Origin of the sequence: Streptococcus sp. 9.1(2021) (genome assembly GCF_030466425.1) — a bacterium.
Lineage (GTDB): Bacteria > Bacillota > Bacilli > Lactobacillales > Streptococcaceae > Streptococcus > Streptococcus wuxiensis.
In genome coordinates this window covers 1-18023 of sequence record NZ_JAGQFU010000004.1, presented here as the reverse complement: position 1 = coordinate 18023, position 18023 = coordinate 1, and the positions used below count along the sequence as shown (strand labels likewise).

Annotated in this window: 20 protein-coding genes, 2 tRNA genes and 1 riboswitch; of the genes, 1 reads left to right on the top strand and 21 read right to left on the bottom strand. The window is 39.0% G+C overall.

Going from position 1 to position 18023, the window contains the following annotated elements:
- Positions 1-54: 54 nt before the first annotated feature.
- Entirely contained in the window at positions 55-750 is a 696-nt protein-coding gene (locus KBU52_RS08585; RefSeq protein ID WP_036757974.1) for a hypothetical protein, read from the bottom strand.
- A gap of 285 nt (positions 751-1035) precedes the next feature.
- Between KBU52_RS08585 and KBU52_RS08580 the strand changes: the two genes are divergently transcribed.
- Positions 1036-1266, top strand: a complete 231-nt coding sequence (locus KBU52_RS08580; RefSeq protein WP_036757976.1) for a hypothetical protein — start codon at positions 1036-1038, stop codon at positions 1264-1266.
- Positions 1267-1463: 197 nt separating this feature from the next.
- Here the strand turns inward: KBU52_RS08580 and KBU52_RS08575 are convergent, their stop codons facing one another.
- From KBU52_RS08575 to KBU52_RS08480, 20 genes are all read right to left on the bottom strand, one after another.
- Positions 1464-2237: an NUDIX hydrolase gene (locus tag KBU52_RS08575; RefSeq protein ID WP_036757978.1), complete on the bottom strand. Its 774-nt coding sequence runs from the start codon at positions 2235-2237 to the stop codon at positions 1464-1466.
- A gap of 73 nt (positions 2238-2310) precedes the next feature.
- Entirely contained in the window at positions 2311-4743 is a 2433-nt protein-coding gene (locus tag KBU52_RS08570) for an ATP-dependent Clp protease ATP-binding subunit (protein WP_036757979.1), read from the bottom strand.
- 6 nt (positions 4744-4749) lie between these two features.
- Positions 4750-5208: a CtsR family transcriptional regulator gene (locus tag KBU52_RS08565; protein ID WP_036757980.1), complete on the bottom strand. Its 459-nt coding sequence runs from the start codon at positions 5206-5208 to the stop codon at positions 4750-4752.
- Between the two features lie 336 nt (positions 5209-5544).
- Positions 5545-5835 carry a hypothetical protein gene (locus KBU52_RS08560; protein WP_036757982.1) on the bottom strand — a complete coding sequence of 97 codons (291 nt, stop codon included), beginning with the start codon at positions 5833-5835 and terminating at the stop codon, positions 5545-5547.
- Positions 5836-5865: 30 nt separating this feature from the next.
- Positions 5866-6105, bottom strand: coding sequence for a hypothetical protein (locus tag KBU52_RS08555; RefSeq protein ID WP_036757984.1), 240 nt, complete (start codon positions 6103-6105; stop codon positions 5866-5868).
- A gap of 157 nt (positions 6106-6262) precedes the next feature.
- Positions 6263-6628 carry a hypothetical protein gene (locus KBU52_RS08550; RefSeq protein WP_254724871.1) on the bottom strand — a complete coding sequence of 122 codons (366 nt, stop codon included), beginning with the start codon at positions 6626-6628 and terminating at the stop codon, positions 6263-6265.
- Between the two features lie 48 nt (positions 6629-6676).
- A complete protein-coding gene (locus KBU52_RS08545; RefSeq protein ID WP_036757986.1) occupies positions 6677-6952 on the bottom strand; it encodes a hypothetical protein in 276 nt (91 codons plus the stop codon).
- Positions 6953-7002: 50 nt separating this feature from the next.
- Complete coding sequence (locus KBU52_RS08540) at positions 7003-7347, bottom strand: hypothetical protein (protein ID WP_036757987.1); 345 nt, start codon at positions 7345-7347, stop codon at positions 7003-7005.
- Positions 7348-7452: 105 nt separating this feature from the next.
- A complete protein-coding gene (locus tag KBU52_RS08535; protein WP_036757989.1) occupies positions 7453-8181 on the bottom strand; it encodes an ABC transporter ATP-binding protein in 729 nt (242 codons plus the stop codon).
- Positions 8181-9188, bottom strand: coding sequence for an ABC transporter substrate-binding protein (locus KBU52_RS08530; RefSeq protein WP_006147746.1), 1008 nt, complete (start codon positions 9186-9188; stop codon positions 8181-8183). Before KBU52_RS08530 ends, KBU52_RS08535 begins: the two co-directional genes overlap by 1 nt.
- Positions 9189-9225: 37 nt before the next feature.
- The gene (locus KBU52_RS08525) at positions 9226-9984 is read right to left on the bottom strand and encodes an ABC transporter permease (protein ID WP_254724872.1); all 759 of its coding nucleotides are present in this window, start codon (positions 9982-9984) and stop codon (positions 9226-9228) included.
- Positions 9947-10237 (bottom strand): thiamine-binding protein, encoded by a 291-nt coding sequence (locus KBU52_RS08520; protein ID WP_006152446.1) that lies wholly within the window; start codon positions 10235-10237, stop codon positions 9947-9949. Before KBU52_RS08520 ends, KBU52_RS08525 begins: the two co-directional genes overlap by 38 nt.
- Positions 10238-10312: 75 nt before the next feature.
- A riboswitch (TPP riboswitch) is annotated at positions 10313-10415 on the bottom strand.
- 264 nt (positions 10416-10679) lie between these two features.
- The gene (gene cls, locus KBU52_RS08515) at positions 10680-12212 is read right to left on the bottom strand and encodes a cardiolipin synthase (RefSeq protein WP_254724873.1); all 1533 of its coding nucleotides are present in this window, start codon (positions 12210-12212) and stop codon (positions 10680-10682) included.
- 170 nt (positions 12213-12382) lie between these two features.
- Positions 12383-13327 (bottom strand): 3-oxoacyl-[acyl-carrier-protein] synthase III C-terminal domain-containing protein, encoded by a 945-nt coding sequence (locus KBU52_RS08510; protein WP_254724874.1) that lies wholly within the window; start codon positions 13325-13327, stop codon positions 12383-12385.
- A gap of 14 nt (positions 13328-13341) precedes the next feature.
- Complete coding sequence (locus tag KBU52_RS08505) at positions 13342-14604, bottom strand: F390 synthetase-related protein (protein WP_254724875.1); 1263 nt, start codon at positions 14602-14604, stop codon at positions 13342-13344.
- The gene (locus KBU52_RS08500) at positions 14582-15397 is read right to left on the bottom strand and encodes an MBL fold metallo-hydrolase (RefSeq protein ID WP_254724876.1); all 816 of its coding nucleotides are present in this window, start codon (positions 15395-15397) and stop codon (positions 14582-14584) included. The genes KBU52_RS08505 and KBU52_RS08500 overlap by 23 nt, the downstream gene beginning before the upstream one ends.
- A complete protein-coding gene (locus KBU52_RS08495; protein WP_254724877.1) occupies positions 15372-16352 on the bottom strand; it encodes an NAD(P)-dependent oxidoreductase in 981 nt (326 codons plus the stop codon). The genes KBU52_RS08500 and KBU52_RS08495 overlap by 26 nt, the downstream gene beginning before the upstream one ends.
- Positions 16349-17623, bottom strand: a complete 1275-nt coding sequence (locus KBU52_RS08490; RefSeq protein ID WP_254724878.1) for a glycosyltransferase — start codon at positions 17621-17623, stop codon at positions 16349-16351. The genes KBU52_RS08495 and KBU52_RS08490 overlap by 4 nt, the downstream gene beginning before the upstream one ends.
- 189 nt (positions 17624-17812) lie before the next feature.
- A tRNA-Pro gene (locus tag KBU52_RS08485) sits at positions 17813-17886 on the bottom strand.
- Positions 17887-17900: 14 nt separating this feature from the next.
- Positions 17901-17974, bottom strand: a tRNA-Arg gene (locus KBU52_RS08480).
- Between the last annotated feature and the right edge of the window lie 49 nt (positions 17975-18023).

Below are 18023 nucleotides of genomic sequence, written 5' to 3'. Positions count from 1 at the left end.
AACAGTCAGACTACTCTTTGTAGAACTAAGTCTAGACAAGACTTGAGGGTCTTTCTATGGTTGAATCAAGACAACACTAGAAACTGTTCCATCTGCTCCTGTTGTAATTTGGATGATTTTTCCACCACCAATTTTGGCATTATATTTACCATCATCAAGAGTATAGGCATAGCCTCGGATAGAGTAGTTTTCTTTCTTGCCATCAACAGATTCTACTGTAAATTGACCACCTGATGAGACAGTGATAGTCTCGCCATTGGCACCCTTCCAGCTTCCTGCTGCTGCTGAAAAATCACCATCGACCATGGTTAAAACGCCTTTGTAACGTTTATTGTGTTCTGCCTGCTTGTCTTGTAATTTGCGGTCAGTCGTTGGGTCATAAGTTGACTGGCTTGCTTGATTAGATTGACTTTGTGAAGCTTGCTGATTAGAAGATGGTTGAGATGGAGTTTCCTGTTGCTGAGGAGCTTGGGGAGTTGGTGCAGCTTGGTTGGATTCTTGATTCTGAGTTGTAGGACTTGAAGCTTGTTCAGAGGAAGATTTAGCTTTTTCTGAAGTCGTAGTACTTGTTGAAGCTTTAGTTTTACTTTCTTTGTTTGAAGAACTTGCCTTTGAACTTGACGTGGTTTGTGTTGTTTTATTTGCATTGTCGTTTTTAGCTTCTTCTTTTTTATTACCACATGCTCCTAAAAGCAAAGTTGAAGCCAATACGGCTACTGCTAGTAAACGAATTGAATGTTTTGTTTTCATGATGCGCCTCCTGTGTAATCTTTTTGAAATGTTGTGAAATACTTCTGTAACATTATTGTAATATTTGTTTTTAAATCTGTCAACTATTTATCTAAAATTTTTTAGAATTATTTTTTAGTACATTTATTTTCTTACTCCTCCTATATCTTTTATTCGTAAAGAATTTAAAAAAAAACAGGAAAATTTTTCCTACTAAAAATACTATATTTTACAAGTGTAATCGCTTGCATTTTTTTCTTGAAGGGCTATAATAAAATTGAAATAGGATATTGGAGGTGTAGGTTTATGTCAAAGAAATATTACAAATATCTTCCCTGGTTGATTATTGGTGCTTTCTCTTCTTATGGGGTTGCTAGTCATTACGCTCAAACAACATTTGATTTGTTCTACCTAACTGCCATTTTCATGATTGTCTACGTGGCTTTATTGTATTTACACGAACATTATTTAAAATATAAATACAAAGATTTATTCATTCGAATCATGAGCAATTCTAATAAAGATAAACATCCTTAAACAAAAAGAGGTCGATAAAATCCCGACCTCACTTTTTTATGACTAATAAGTCTTTGACACGATGGCTGAATTGACTTTTGATACAAACTTTATTTTCTCTATTCTCAAGCTCAACCAGTCATCGGACTTGTTGAAACTTCTCAGGACTGAAACTAGGAAACCAAAACTTGGGCTATCGATTTCTGCTCCCAAGCTTTTTATTTCAATCGATAGGTTTTTCTTGGTTTCTTTTTAGGCACTCGTTTGAGCCCAACTTCTTCTACATACTCACCGTATTTTACGAGAAAGTTATTGCTGACGATTGGTCGTCCTGGGTTGATGAGATTGACTAATTCGGTTCCTTCATAGACAGTGAATTCCTCCTCTAGCAGATAGAGAAAGGTCGGATTCCAGTCTAGACGCCCTTGGATTCGTTTAATAGACTCTTGGATAATGGCATAATGGTCAAAGGCGAAGGCTTGCTCCCCCAGCTCTAGTCCCTCTAGGAAGCACTTACCCGTCTGAAAATCAACATCGACAAAAACCACATCCTTGGCATCATCACCAGCTTGAACGAGATCAAGTACGCGGCTAGGTAGATACACCAAGTGGGCGATAGTAACCGTCCAGCCCCGCGGATCACGACCTGGAGTAGATACTGTCATCAACTGTTCGATTTTTTCCAAAGGAAGGTCAAGATTAACCTCCTCTCTCACTTCACGCTGACAAGCATGGATAGCATCTTCCCCTTTATCCATAAAACCACCGACCAAGGCCAAACAGTTCTGATAAGGATGGGCCTTACGGCGGATTAGTAAGAGTTTGATTTTCCCTTCCACAAAGCAATAAGCTACCATATCCACCGTCACGCTTGGTTTTTCATACTGAGGGAGTGCTTGCTTGTGGTACCAGTCTAAAAATTCAGCTTGACTAGCGTGAACTTCAAAGTACTCTTTTTCTGTCATCCCGGTTGGAATTATCTGATTCATCATCTTCTACTTCCTTTCTGCTTTTGATGGCAATAAAGAGGGCGGATCTACAAATTATAGATTCATAGTTCTTGTTTTATACAATGTCGAATTTCAATTGACCTGCTTTGACACCAATTTTAAGTGTCTTGCCTTCTTTCAGTTCACCTGTAAGAAGGAGCTCTGCAAGTTTGTCTTCTACTTCTGTTTGCAGAGTTCTACGAAGAGGTCGCGCACCCATCTCTGGATCATACCCTTTCTGAGCTAGAAGTTTAAGGGCAGATGCTTGGAGTTTCAAGTCAATTCCTTTTTCTGCTAGGCTTGCAATCAATGGTTTGACCATAATCTTAACCACTTCCTGCATATCTTGACTTGACAAGCTGTGGAAGACTACCTTCTCGTCAATACGGTTGATAAACTCTGGTCGATAAGCTTTTTTCAGCTCTTCAAACATACGTTTTTCCATACTCTCTTGATCAAAACGAATATCCTTAGCTCCAAAACCGACTGTCTTGTCATCACGAAGAGCTGTCGCACCAAGGTTTGATGTCATGATAATGATGGTATTTGAGAAATCAACCTTGCGACCCTTACTGTCCGTTAAGACACCATCATCCAAGACCTGCAAGAGCACATTAAAGATGTCTGGGTGAGCCTTTTCTACCTCATCAAAAAGCAAGACTGAATATGGTTTGTTGCGAACCTTCTCGGTCAACTCTCCGCCCTCTTCGTAGCCTACATAACCTGGAGGAGCTCCGTTAAGACGGCTAGCTGCAAATTTCTCCATATATTCACTCATGTCAAAGCGGATAAGGGCAGATTCATCATCAAAGAGGACTTCTGCCAAGGCTTTGGCCAATTCTGTTTTACCAACACCTGTTGGTCCTAGGAACATAAAGGAACCAATTGGACGTTTGTTATTACGAATACCCGATTGATTTCGGCGAATGGCACGACTGATACTAGATACTGCTTGTTCTTGCCCAATCACACGCTTGTGGAGTTCAGCTTCAAGATTGAGATACTTCTTGGCATCTGTTTGCGTCAATTTTTGAACTGGAATACCTGACAAGCGACTCAAGGTTGTCAAAATATCAGATTCTTTTACTACATCTTTATAAACAGGCGCTTCCTGCTCTTTTGAAATGAGTTGCGTTGCTTGCTTCCATTTGCCATCCATCAAGGCCTTGTCTGCAGGTGTTAAACCTGACTCATCTTTTTTAGCGTGTTTCGATTTATTTTGAACAGTTGCTGCTGCTTCATCCAAAAGATCAATGGCTGAGTCCGGCAAGTGACGACTTGTCAAATAGCGATGCGCCATTTTGACAGCTGTTTCAACAGCATCGTCAGTAATTTGGACATGGTGGTGTTTCTCATAGGTTGCTTTTAAACCCTGTAAGATAGCCATACTATCAGCTACACTTGGTTCCTCAATCATCACTTTTGCAAAACGACGAGAAAGGGCTGCGTCTTTTTCGATGTGTTTTTGGTATTCTTCCTGAGTGGTTGCCCCAACAGTTCTCAGAGTTCCACGCGCTAGGGCGGGTTTCAGGATATTGGCCGCATCTAAGGTTGAGTCAATACCACTTCCTGATCCCATAATGGTATGAAGCTCATCGATAAAGAGGATAACCTTACCGTCTTCCTCGATATCTTTGATGATATTGTTCATACGTTCTTCAAAGTCTCCACGGAAACGAGTTCCCGCAACCACATTCATCAAATCGAGTTCTAAGACTCGCATCTTAGCCATCTCATCAGGTACATTTCCGTTGGCAATTCGCTGTGCAAGGCCAAGTGCCAAAGCTGTTTTACCAACACCTGCATCTCCAACTAAAACTGGATTGTTTTTTGTTTTTCGACTCAAGATTTGGATCATACGAGAGATTTCTTGGTCACGTCCAATAACTGGTTCCAATTTGCCAGAACGAGCTTGCTCTGTGAGGTCATGAGTGTAATCTTCCAAACCACCACTTGGAGTTTGAGGCATACCCATCATATTGGCCATAGAATTTTGCTTATCTGCTACTGATCTGTGGCGCTGACGCAGAGCCTTCAAATCTTCCTTTGTCCAACCAGCACGCGCTTCAAGACTACGACGAAGCCCAGCAATCTTGACTTGATCTTTCTGATCTTCATAAGAAAATCCTGCTTTTTCCAAAATGCGAGTAGCTAGGGCATTACCATCATGCAAGATAGCGTAGAGAAGATGCTCTGTTCCCAATGCTTTGGCATGTACCACCGAAGCAACATGTTCCGCCTCCAACATCAAGACGTTCAAACGATAGGAAAATGGGAGTTCCTTGTAATCTTCCTTGTGGTTATAGTTGGCTTCTGTTAATTCTACAGCCACTTCCTCCAAACGATCAATCTCATACGGGAATTCATTTAAAGTTGCTCCAGCAACACTGTAGCTATGATTGGCCATGGCAATCAGCAAATGCCAAGACTCTAGGTAATCTGCATCAAAGCGACTCGCTACCAGAAAGGCGCTATCGATGCATTCTCTCAATGCTTTTGAATATTTCATGTCGTTTTATTTTCCTTTTCTATCTACTTCGTGCAACAACTGACGAAGCATATTAGCACGAATATAATCAGCTTCCTCACCTAGAATTCGGTCTGTCCCCATAGCTAATAATAGATTCATCTCTTGGCGGGTCATGAGTTCTTGTTCGACTAAGAGTCTTAAGACATCTTCAAAGATGACTTGGTTCACCTCATCACCCACTGAATACAACAAATCACGGAGCATATCATGATGGTTAGAGAATTCAATTCGACCAATGCGAATATAGCCTCCACCACCACGTTTACTCTCAACTAGATAGCCTCTACTCTCTGTAAAACGAGTCTTAATCACATAGTTGATCTGGCTAGGTACGACTTGAAAGGTATCTGCTAGCTGACTTCGTTGCAATTCTACGATACCAGATTGTTCTAAAATCGCCTTGATATAAGCTTCAATATGGTCCGATGTATTTTTAAATTTCATAGCTTGCTACCTCCTTCTTAAACTTTGACTATCTTTGACTATACTATCATTTAAGACTCTATAAGTCAAATTTTTAAGGCTAAGTCCTTGGAAATACTGAGTTTTAAAAATAGCTATAGGTAACAAGCAATTCCCATTTCATTTTCTATCCTACAATTATGTTATAATAACAAAGTTACACCTAGCTTTCAAATCCTTTGAAAGTATGTTATTTATGATCAAATCTAAGAAATATTTCGTAAAGTCTAGAAAATAAAACTTCGGTATCATTAATGGTATACCGAAGTTTTTTGTAGTTTAGATTGTTTTTCGTTCACTAACTATAGTTCATATCTATCATCGAGAGAAAAAATCTCTCCAGTAAGGATTTTCTCTATCAAAAATTCTAACTTCTTCTTCCGTCATATTGTGAGGATAATCACGAAAAAGGTTATAAATTTTTTTCTTATCAAAGCTGAATAATATTTCTCCTCTAACATCTATCTTATCAATCCACCAAACTTTTGACTCTTCACTATCTTTGTAAAAATCACTGTACCCTTCAAGATTAGACTCCGAAAAAATGGGTTCATCTATTTCATCGGATGAGTCTGTTTTGTTATAGTCATTTAGTTCATTATTTAACATTATTTAATCACTTTTTGTTATCTCTTAAAATTACCACCAGGTAAATGATTTCTCGCTTGGTAATTCTCCTCTATCCCACATCTGCTTCACTGCTCCACGAGCTTTGTTTGCATAATAGGGTGCCCCAAGTTCTTTATCATAATTTGACTCGATAGCAACTGTAACTTCACCAGTTTGCTCATCAATCTCAATCAAACCTGGGTCACGATTTTCTGGAATATACCAATATCCTAAAATACTAGAATTGAAAATTTTAATTAGTTTCAACATTGCTTTTTCCTATATACTATATTTTCCAAAGAAGTTCAAGTCATTTAGTACCACACAACTTGCCCTGATTCTTTCAAGCTGCCGTCTTCATTTTTTAGATTTATAATACATTTTGACACATTGAACGGATTGATTGCTATAGTTTCTGTGCAACACACTATGATTGGCTATCCGATAGCGTAAATACTGCCACTTTATTCATCAATTCATCCTCTGTGTAGTCAATTGCAAATGTATTCATTTCAAAAAAAGATTTTGGTGGAGTTGAATTTATCATAGGGACACTATGTATCCTATACTCTTTGTCTCCAATTTTTACAAATTGATTAACTCTTAATTCAGAAAAATCTGGATCTTCAACTGTAATAGAGACCAAACGATTTGCAATTCTGAAAACATCAATGATTCTATTTCTCATATAATTACCTACTACACAAATACTTGATTTAAAGTAAGCACCTCGGCCATTAACATTGAATTCAATATCTGTATCTAAATACTTTTTAATTTCTTCTTTTTTCATACAATACCATTCCACTTATAAAACTCAAAGAACAAGATAAGCCCAAATTTAGTTATTTACTAGTTGTTTTGCTTTTTCATAGTAAGTCTTTAAAAAATTTTGGCACAATTCTCTGTTCTCTGTATCTTCTTCGACATAGAAATAATACATTGGTTCATCATTAATAACATCAAAAAGAGCTTCATTCTCTGCTATCAAACCGTCAGCAAAGGCCTCATCTTCGCCTAATTTGGCAGTGAGTTCAAGAAAAAAGTCATAGTAATCATCAACATCACCACTTACACCTCTTTTTAGCATGTCTAATACTTGTTGACTGTATCTCATAACAACTCCTCTTTCTAATTATAAGACAACACTTCACCTACACTGAATCATCATTTTTCAATCATCCTGATGATTTCTTTTAAGGTTGGCTTGGTCTTTCTAATTCTATCCCATGATCTCATTTTTAAAAAAGTTGGTAAAGGAATGCCATTTATTTTAGGCATTTCTTTAGATAATTTATATTTTTGTCTAATTTTATCTTTATTATCCATTACATACTGATTACGAGGTAAACAATAAAAAATACCCTCGCCAAAATAACTTAGCTCTTCATCGGATATTTCAATAAGTTCTTCCGGTTTTACAAAAATAGACCTATTTACTCTATCTTTTCCGTCAGAAAAAACCTTTTCTATAAAATCTTTATCAAATCCCATTTTTAAACCATGTTTCATTTTTCTTCATTATAGCGCTTTTAGTTCCTTCTCACAAGTTAGTTTCCCTTTTTTAAAAGAAAAAAAGAGCTGGCAAAGTGTCAACTTCACCAACTCTCTTCATTTCTAATTATTTAAGCCCAATTCTTCTAATATCTGGCGTTTATAGGCAATTTTTTGAACTTCCTTGTCTTCGGTTTCAGACCAGTCGAGTTTGACTTCAGAAACAATCTGCCCAGGACGATTTTTCAAGATATAGATGCGATCACTGAGATTGAGGGCCTCCTCTATACTATGCGTAATGATGAGTGTCGTCAGGCCTAGCTGTTTATGAATATCAAGATACCAGGCATGAAGTTCCATCTTAGTCATCTCATCCAAAGCGCTAAAGGCCTCGTCTAGAAGAAAGAGCTTGTGCCCGAAAAGGTAGGTACGGAGTAAAGCAACACGCTGGCGCATCCCACCACTGAGTTCATGAGGATACTTATCCCTTACAGCTATCAACTGAAAGGTCCCAAGAATTTCATCTGCTTTGGCAATGGCTTCTGCCTTATCCACCTTTTGAATTAAGAGGGGCAAAATGATATTGCCAAGGACAGTCTTGTGTTCCAATAGCAGATCCTTTTGAAGCATATAACTCACGCGCCCCTTGGGATTTTCCTCCCCATCAAGAATGATTCGTCCTGACTGGACTTCTAAAATCCCTGCAATCAGGTTAAAGAGAGTAGTCTTTCCTACACCACTGGGCCCTAAGATAGAGACCACTTCACCTGAAGTCACTTGCAGGTTAATATCCTCTAAAATCTTTTCATCATCGTAGGCATAGCTTACGTGTTCTAGTCTAATTTCTGTCATTATTTTACAAATTCGTTAGTAAATCCTTTATCAGTCAAGTCTTCCTTGAGGATTCCATTTTCTTTATCCCATTTGTAGAAGGCATTCCAGCGATCCGCATCAAACTGTCCCCATTTTTCCTTGTCGCTTGCGTATTCTTTTGACAAGTATTTTTGAGATTCAATGACAAAGTCACGTTTATCCTTTAACTCTGGGGCATTTTTGATGAGGATATCAGCCGCTTCTTCTGGGTGATCCATCGCGTATTGGTAGCCTTTTTTGATAGCTTGGATGACTTTACGAGCTTCTTCTTTGTTGTCTTTTAGATAGTCGTTGTTTGCGATGATAACTGGTGAGTAGTAGTCAAATTCTTTAACGTAGTCTTTCAAATACATGAAGTTAGCATCTACACCTTGAGATTTAGCAAGGATTCCATCCCAACCATAGTAAATCCAAGCAGCATCAAAAACGCCATTAGCAATCGGAGTGATCGAGTTTGAGTCGTTGTTTGGTACTTTTTCAACCTTCTCAAAGTCTCCACCTTGAGATTCTACCAAGGTTTTCAACATCGCAAGCTCAGTTGGGTCATTCCAAGTTCCGTATTTCTTCCCAACCAGGTCTTTTGGACTATTGATATTGTCAGACTTACGAGAGATAATCCCTGATGTATTGTGTTCTACAATCGCTGCAACGGCAGTAATACCTGCTCCTTTTTCCAATTTCTTAGCCATGTAATCTTGGAAATAGATAGCAAATGGCGCCTTACCATTGATCACCAAGTCAGATGAACTTTCTTCTGGTGGCAATTTCAAATCAACATCCACTCCAGCTTCTTTGAAATAACCTTTTTCTTTGGCTACATAAAGCCCTGTATGGTTGGTATTGGGTGTCCAGTCTAGGATAAAGTCAATTTTTTTGAGTTCTGCTTCTTTGTTATCCTTAGAAGCTGTTCCTTGGCCACAAGCCACAAGCACGACAGCTAGAAGAGCTGTTACAATCGTTAAAAACACTTTCCATGTTTTCTTCATTTTTATTTCCTCTTTTCTTTTTCCAAAACGCTCTATTTTAAGTACGTTTCCATTTAATCACATATTTTTCACTGATATCGACTAGCTTCATCCCCAGAAGACTGATCAGCGATACCAGAATAATAATCGCAAACATGGTATCATACTGAAACAGTTTTTTGGACTGAATCATGTAGACACCAAGTCCTTCAAAGCCTCCCAACCACTCAGATACCACTGTTGTGATGAAAGCATAGGAGACACTGACCCTCAGACCTGCATAAAAGTAAGGCAGGCTGACAGGGATTTTAAAATGCCACAGGATTTGCCAAGGATTGGCTCGCATCAGACTAAACAAGGTCAGCATATCCTTGTCACAATGCCTAAAACCATCTAGAATACTGACGATGATAGGGAAGGTAGTCGTCAAGATAATCAAAACAATCTTGGGCAAGATTCCATAACCCAACCATAAAACTAGGATAGGGGCTATGGCAATGGTCGGTATGGTCTGGACAACCACCATCATGGGGTAAATCAAGTCATTGAGCCAACTCAGGCTATCCATAAGGACGGCCATAATACAAGCTATCAAGACACCCAAGACCAAACCTAATAAGGCTACTCTCAAGGTTGCCCAACTATGGTACCAGAGAAATTCTCTGTCACGAACAAAAGACTGGAGAATCTCAAGTGGTGTCGGCAGGATAAACTTTGGTAAGAATTTTAAGAATCCCGCCACCTGCCAAACGGATAAGACACCCAAAAATCCTAGCAGACTAATATGCCGTCTCATTATACTTTTCAAGTTTCTCATCGATGCTTAAAATCTCTCCTATATTTATTTTCACATTGGCAAAAACATTGTCTGCTCCCTGACCTGCCACTTCTAACGCTTCTTTGAGAATGCGCATAAGCCCATCAAACTCCCCCTCCAAGACCGTTTCAAATGGTGTCACCACCATGGTCACTCCTTGAGTTTGCAGATAAGCAATGACCTTATCAATTACAGCTATGCGGTCAATCCCTTGTGACAGGGGCAGGACTTGTAAAGCAATGCTTGCTTTCATTCAAACCTCCTTCTAAGTTACAGTTTTTCTTTGTAAAAAAAGAAAAATCTCTTCCATATATGAAAGAGGTGCAAAATTAGGCCAAGTATCGTTCCCTACGCTGGAATTACCCAGATCAGGTGCGGTCGAAGTTTAACACTTCCTCTCAGACTGTACACAGACTCCCATATATTATATGGACATATGATAACGAAAAATAAATAAGATGTCAAGGAAACTGCTTACAGAAAAAGAGAGTGGGACAGAAATCGGTAATTCGTTAGAATTCGATTTCGTTGTCCCACCTCCGCACAGTTGAGTAGGGCTGTAAAAGCTGATGAAATCAGCGTAGTAAAGCCCACTCAACCACTGCGTCTTGCTCGACAATCCAAAGAAAATTGAGAGGCTAGGACTTTTGTCCCAACCTCTCCTCTAATCATCTATTCTCAGTTAATTCATCCACTTAAAGCATAGGTGCAAATAACTGTGTTACTTCTTTAATCATCATTTGATACCATGTAGGATTTATGGTATCCGAGAAGATTTCTTGAGATTGTTCAAAAATTCCTTCAAAATCTTTGCGAATATCTGCTATTGACTCTGTTTTGTAGAGTAGTACTGCATTTTCATATTGATGAACCAAGCTACGATAATCCAAGTTAATAGTGCCGACAGCCGCAAATCGATCATCAACAATCATTTGCTTACTATGGATAAAACCAGGTGTGTATTCAAAAATGCGAACACCCGCAGATAAAAGATCTGGATAAGCTCCCCGTGTTACAAGTTGAATGAGTTTTTTATCCGGTATATGGGGCGTGACTATTCTAACGTCTACGCCTCGCATAGCCGCATTTTTTATATCCTCTGTCAAATCATAATCGATAATAAGATAAGGCGTTGTGATATAGACAAAATCTTCTGCTTGGTTAATCAAATTTTGATAAACGATCTTCCCTACCTTAGTTTTATAGATTGGCTTAGGTCCACTGCCGTAAGGGATACAAAGACCGCTACCAAATCGTGTCTGATTTTCCAAATGATACTGATCAAAGTCACTTATTTCCCCACGGTTGATGTACCAGTTCATGAGAAATAGTCTGGTAAATGCTTGAGTCGCCGGACCATCGATCCGAATCCCACTATCTTTCCAGTGTCCAAAACGTTCAATACGATTGATGTATTCATCTGCAAGGTTGATTCCTCCAGTATAGGAAATTTGTCCATCAATCACTAATATTTTCCGGTGGTCACGGTTATTATAGGCCACTGTCATACGAGGAATCACCTTATTAAATTTATGAGCATCAATTCCTTTAGAACGCAAATGAACGGTATAATCTCCAGGCAAAGTCACCATACAACCGATATCGTCATAGAGCATCTTGACTTCGACTCCCTGAGCTGCCTTTTCTTCCAGAATTTCGAGTATGCTATCCCACATCAAACCTTCGTCGACAATGTAGTATTCAAGAAAAATAAACTTTTCAGCTCTTTTAAGATCCTCCAGCATCTGTTGCCACATTTCCTCACCACTTGCGAAAAATTGTGAATCTGTCTGGTCATAGACTTCTGCATTATTATCCATATGTAGCAAGGCATTGATAATTCCGTAAGCTGATTTATCTGTCTCCTGTAGTTGCAAATGGAGTTGGCGCCCATTATTCTCATGAAATGCAATAGAATTCAATTCCTGGAGTTGTTTCAGTTCTTTTTTTGATAGTCTTCTCTCACCGAACATGAGATAAAGCAGTGGACCAAACACCGGTACAAAAGTCACAATCAACCAAGTCACTTTGCTTTCAGGTGACATCGAACGATTGACAATCGCTCTAACGGTTGCTACGCTAATCAAAAATACAAGAATCACCCAAATAATCGGATCAATCTGGCTCATGTAAAGAATAATTCCGAAAATAAGAACTAATTCTATAAGGATAATCGCAATACTAAAGCCATACTTGGACATTAATAAGCGAAATTTTCTTATTCCCATATCTCCCTCTCAATTTCTAAGTATACTCCCTAATATACTGTCTGAAAACGCTTGTTACCTTCTAGTATACTTAGTTTCGTAAAAGTTATCAAGCTTTTTCTGTATAGTCCGATAGTTCTATGTTTAAAATTAATTTAAAAAGCAGGCAATTATCTGTGCCTGCTATTATTTTATAATTTCAAAGCCAACATATTGACCGTCATACCAGCTGCAGTTCCCATCAAGAAGATGGTATCTCCTTCCTTCACATATCCGTGATCGAGTGCATAGGCCAAACCAAAAGGTACAGCAACGGAGACCATATTTCCATAATCCGTAACGAGATTAAGGTACTTGTCTTCATCTACACCCAGTTTTCCCATAACCAAAGGAAGAGCGCGACTGGCTTGGTGGGGAATAATATAGTCTACAGCATCTTTAGAAATGCCAGATTTCTCTTGGAATTCTTGGAACATTTCTGGGATGACACGAGCAGAAAGCAAGAGAATTTTCTTGCCTTTCATATCAAACATAAAATTTGTCTTGGTCTCTTCAGAGTACTCTTTTGGCTGATAAGAAGTTAAGCCTCCACGAATCTCTGTATCGTGAGCTCCCTCTGACCAAGTACGTTGAAGGCTTGCTATCACTCCCTTATCCTTATCACTTGATTGGAAAATAAAGGCAGCTGCTCCATCACTAAAGAGTTCATAACTTTCTTTTTGCTTTGGATTGAGACCCAAGCTACCAACTTCACTGGATACAATCAAAACACGACGGTATTCCCCAGCTTCAATCAAATGTGACATAGTTGATAAAGCAGAGATAAAACTTGTACAAGTCGTATTGATATCCATAGCTGGGATAGAGAGCCCTTTTGCCACACGTTCATGAATCAAAGCTGCCGTACAAGGAATCGGCTGAACACCAACCGCACTAGCTGATACCAGGCAATCAATATCTTTCATACTCAAATTTGCATTTTCAAGTGCAGCTTGGATAGCTACTTCTGCCAAATCTAGTTGCGTTTCTTCATTTTCAACCACACGATGACGGGTCTGGTCTTTAAATTGCACCGTATTTTTTGGAAGGCAGACTCCATAACCTGCAATTTCTACATGTCTTTTTACTTCTGTCATAATTTTTTGTCCTTTCATAAACGTTGGATACGTTTGAGCTTACGACTTGTATCCCAGTGATAATCTGAAAATTGTATTTCAGGTTCTTTAAACTCTTTTTGTTGCGCCAAAAGTCGAAACTGCTCTGTAATCGCTGTTTCTACTTGCTCATCTCTTCGACTCAAACAAACTTCCACTAACTTCTCAGAATGTTGCTTGACTTGATAATCTCCAACATTCTCCACAAAGAGAATGCAACGTCTGATAAAGTCAGGATAAATCCTTACCTGACCTCCATCTTGTCTATCAAAATAGAAGATATCATCAGAACGCCCTTCGACCTTGTCAATCCTTGTGTAATGAGAACCACATGGACAAGGTTCAGGATTCTCAACCAAGATATCGTTGAGCTGGTAGCGATAAACAGGCTGACTGCTCCGCTTAAAATCAGTAATGACTGGATAAAAACGTCGGTCATCCAAGTAGTGTTTTTCCACAAAAATGATGTCTTCATTGAGATGAAGATTCCCAACAGAGCAAGTACAAGCTAAGAAACCTTCCGTTGCTTGATATACTTGGTCAATAATCGGCAACTCAAAAGCGCTCAAAATTCGCTCTTTATCACTATTTTCCAAGATTTCAGCCACCGAAACGATTTTTTGTGGGTGTATGACTAACTCCCCATCTTTTAGACGCTTGCTCAATTCAATCAACATAGAAGCAGGTGCCACTACAATGGTCGGTTGATAATTGTTGAGACGCTCGATATGTTCATCTGTATTCTTGAAAATATCAAAGTACTCTAAACGAATAAGTGCCGTATTGATGGTCTGATAGAGTTCATTATCCGCTCTGAGGAAAAAGGCTATGCGGTGCCCAAAAAGTTGGCCCTTGGGCAACATCTTTGCCAAGATAGCTGCTGCCCACATACTTCTCTCTTTTTCGGTTGTGATAAAAAGTCCCCGGTGTCCAGATGTTCCAGAAGACAACCCAACAGCTATTTCTCCCTTGAGCTCTGTAAAATTCCTGGTCTTTTCACTTTCGATAGCCAAAGCCAAGGCCTCGTCTCGATCCACTCCTTGGGTGTTGAGCTCATTGAAATGACTCATCATAAAAGCCTTATCCATATGGTCAAAGTCACTAGGTACACCATTTTTAAAATAAGGGGAATCACGTTTGAGAAAGTCCATATAGGCAGCCAGTTGCTTTTTCTGATAGTTTTCTAAAGCTTCTCGAGACTTAAAATTATGAAGCCAGCGAGTTTGGATAAAAGTTTTAAGAAAGGTTATTTTTTTCATACAAGATCCGCTCAATCCTTTCTACAGGGTCATGGCTAACTAGCACTTCTATTCCATCCTTTAAAACCTCTTCCAAGAGCTCTGTTCCTCTGATATAGTCAGCCTTACTATCTTGCACCAAGGAAGGAATCAGATGCATCTGTTTCGTATAGGGTAAAAGGTCAATTCCCCAACAAAGATCGGCTGCAATAAAGAGATGATAATCTGGAATAAAGATACAAGCTTGCCCCTTGGCATGCCCATCTATCGAAGCTACAAGGATACTTCCGTCTCCAAAAAGATCGATGGTAGGGCGATACTTAAAGTTAGCATTTTGCTGATCTGCCTTAATAACAGTCAACCTTTCCTCAAAAGTAGTCGGCAAAAATTCTTTAAAAATTAAATCTTTTAGTTTTGGTTTTTTATAAACATCATAGACTTCCTGGGTCAGGATAAAGTTTGCATTCAGAAAGAAGCTAGCCCCTCCCAAATGATCTGGATGTAGATGAGACAACAAGACATAGTTAATTTCTTCTGGCTTGATCCCTTTAGCTTTCAGCAAGTGCACAATCTGATCTTTCTCCGTCATTTGAACTGGCGTCCCCAAACGGTAAAAAGCATAGCGAAGTTTCCTCTTAATATCATAGTGATAACCAGTGTCATAAAGCAGATAACCCTTTTCTCTATGCTTAATTAAAAAGACACCTGCTGGGAAAGTCATCTTTCTATTCTTGACACCCTTAAAGAGCAAACCGGCATAACTAGTACAATATCCTGCTGGGAAATACTCAATGCTTTCGATAATCTTGGACATATTGTTCAATCCCTTCTGAAATACTTATTTTCGGATGATACCCCAATTCCCTCTCGACCTTGCTAATATCCAGCGTTTGACTATAGCGAAGCAGATAATAGGTATATCGAGTTAGAGGTGGCTCCCCTTTAAGGTTCAAGGTCTTGTATATAAATTCTAAACTATTTGCAATTCCTGATAAGAGAGATGCTGGAATTTTTCTATATTTGATTGGATAACCCAGACCTGTCAAACTTTCCTCTAGCAAATCTCTAAAAGCCCTCGGTTCACCATTAGTAATGTTATAAACCTCACCTTTAGCTTCTGAAGCTTCTATGGCCAAACGGATTGCCAGAGCAACATTTTCCACGCAAGTCATGTCCATGAGCTGACGCCCATCCCCAATCAAAGGAATTCCAAGTTTTTGACTCAGATTGATCACCCGTGGCAAGATGCTAGTGTCCCCAATCCCAAACAGCCCCCGAGGTCTCAAGATGATACTCGGAACATCTGGATAATCATTAAAAAGTTTCTCTGAAGCCAATTTGCTACGGATATAGTTATTGAGATTATTTTCCTCTGGAGCATCACTTTCTTTGATAGCCAACTGATCCTTAGGAGCAGCATAAATGCTTGGTGAGGATACATAGACTAAACGTTGAATACCTGTTTGGCGACATGCCTCGAGAACATATCTAGTTCCTAAAACATTAGCCTGATAAAAATCTTCCCAAGGGCCCCAAACTGTTGACAGGGCTCCCGCATGAACGACCAGATCCATCCCCTTGCAAGCCTCTAGCACATCATCAGCTTTGGTCAAATCACCCTGAAAAAAACTAACCGAAGAATTCTCTAAAGAGCGACCAACCTTACTGTTTCTACCAAAAGCTCGAACCTGATAGCCATGCTCGACTAATTCATCAACAACATATTTACCCAAGAAACCTGTCGCTCCAGTTACTAAAACTGTTTTCATTTTTCCTTCTCCTTATCTTCTAGCAGACGATGGATTTCTCTCTCTAACATTTCCGTCGGATGATAAGACTGTGCTACTTGGCGGAGATTCTCCAATTCTGTCCAATTTTCTTTAGCCAATAGCCTATCAAAGGCCTGTCCAATCGCTCTCGTATCCTCTTTGTTAGCAGACAGTGCAACTCCTGCTTCTACGCCCCGAACTGCATAGTCAAATTGATCATAGTCATGAGGAAGGATTAAGGCTGGTTTTCCGTAAATGATACATTGATAAAAAATACCAGCTCCTCCATGATGAATGACGTAATCCATCTGGGGAATGTACTCCTTATAAGGTAGATAAGAAACTACGGAAAGGTTCTCCATGAGATTTTCACATTGGAAGGCCTCTCCACCTACACCACGAGTTACAAAAAAGTGACAATCAGGATGAGCTTTTGCAAGTTGCGTAGCTTGATAAATAAGATTTTCTTTTGCCCAAGCTAGTTGTGTCCCACAAGTCATCAAAACTTTCTTTCGCTCCATAAAAGGAGACAAATCTAAAGGATAATCCTCTCCTGCCTCAACTGACGCACCAGAAGGGCCAACCCACTTGTAGTGTTTTGGAAATCCCTTTTTTAATTCTACTTCTTTCATACCAATACCAAGAATTGAATATGGAGAATATATGGTCTCATGACCGAATTGATTATACAATTTAAAATGATATCTTTTTAAGCGATCACGAAGCAGAAAAGATACAATTCGTTTCACTAAACGAGTTGCTTTTCTGCCTAAAAATTGTACTGAAACTTGCCAGCCATTCTTGGGACTTCCCAGTCCACCAAAGAAACAAGGAGGACCATCTGTCGTTTCAATCGCAAACTGGGTAGCCATAGTTGATATCCACGGAATTCCAAGCTGATTAGCTACAAGGCCACCAGATAGAGTTATAAAATCAGCAATAACGATATCAGGGCGATTCTCTCGCCACTCTTCCAATAATTGATCAGAAACTAAATTAATTAAATCAATACTAGAAGAAAGTTGTTGATAAGCTGATAATATCCCTAGTTGCTGATCATTATTAGCTGCACGTTCAAAATCCTCAATGTGATTTTCTAGTATTGGAACTACATGAAAACCTGCAGACTCAGCAACGGCTTTTTTTTGAGGACCAGTGAATAAGCGAATATCATAGCGAGGGTTATCAAGTAAGGGTATTAATAAATTCATTGTTGGGTACAAATGTCCACTTAAAGGAACAACTACAACATCAATTTTGATTCTTTTCATATGTCTAGAATACCAAAAATTAAAAAAAAGAACTATCAATTAGATAATTCTTTGAACAATTAAATGAATTTAAAAAGAAAATCACACAAAACATTTAAGAATATGTAATGTAATTTACAGGAAAAAGTTTAATAAATTTAAATTTAAGAAATAAAAAAAGGCAACTGCCTCAAATTAAGTATTGACCAATCGGGAAGACAGGATTCGAACCTGCGACACCTTGGTCCCAAACCAAGTACTCTACCAAGCTGAGCTACTTCCCGAAGTAAATGTTTAATGCACCCTAGAGGAGTCGAACCTCTAACCGCCTGATTCGTAGTCAGGTACTCTATCCAGTTGAGCTAAGGGTGCTCTTCAATATATGCCGAGGACCGGAATCGAACCGGTACGATCGTTACCA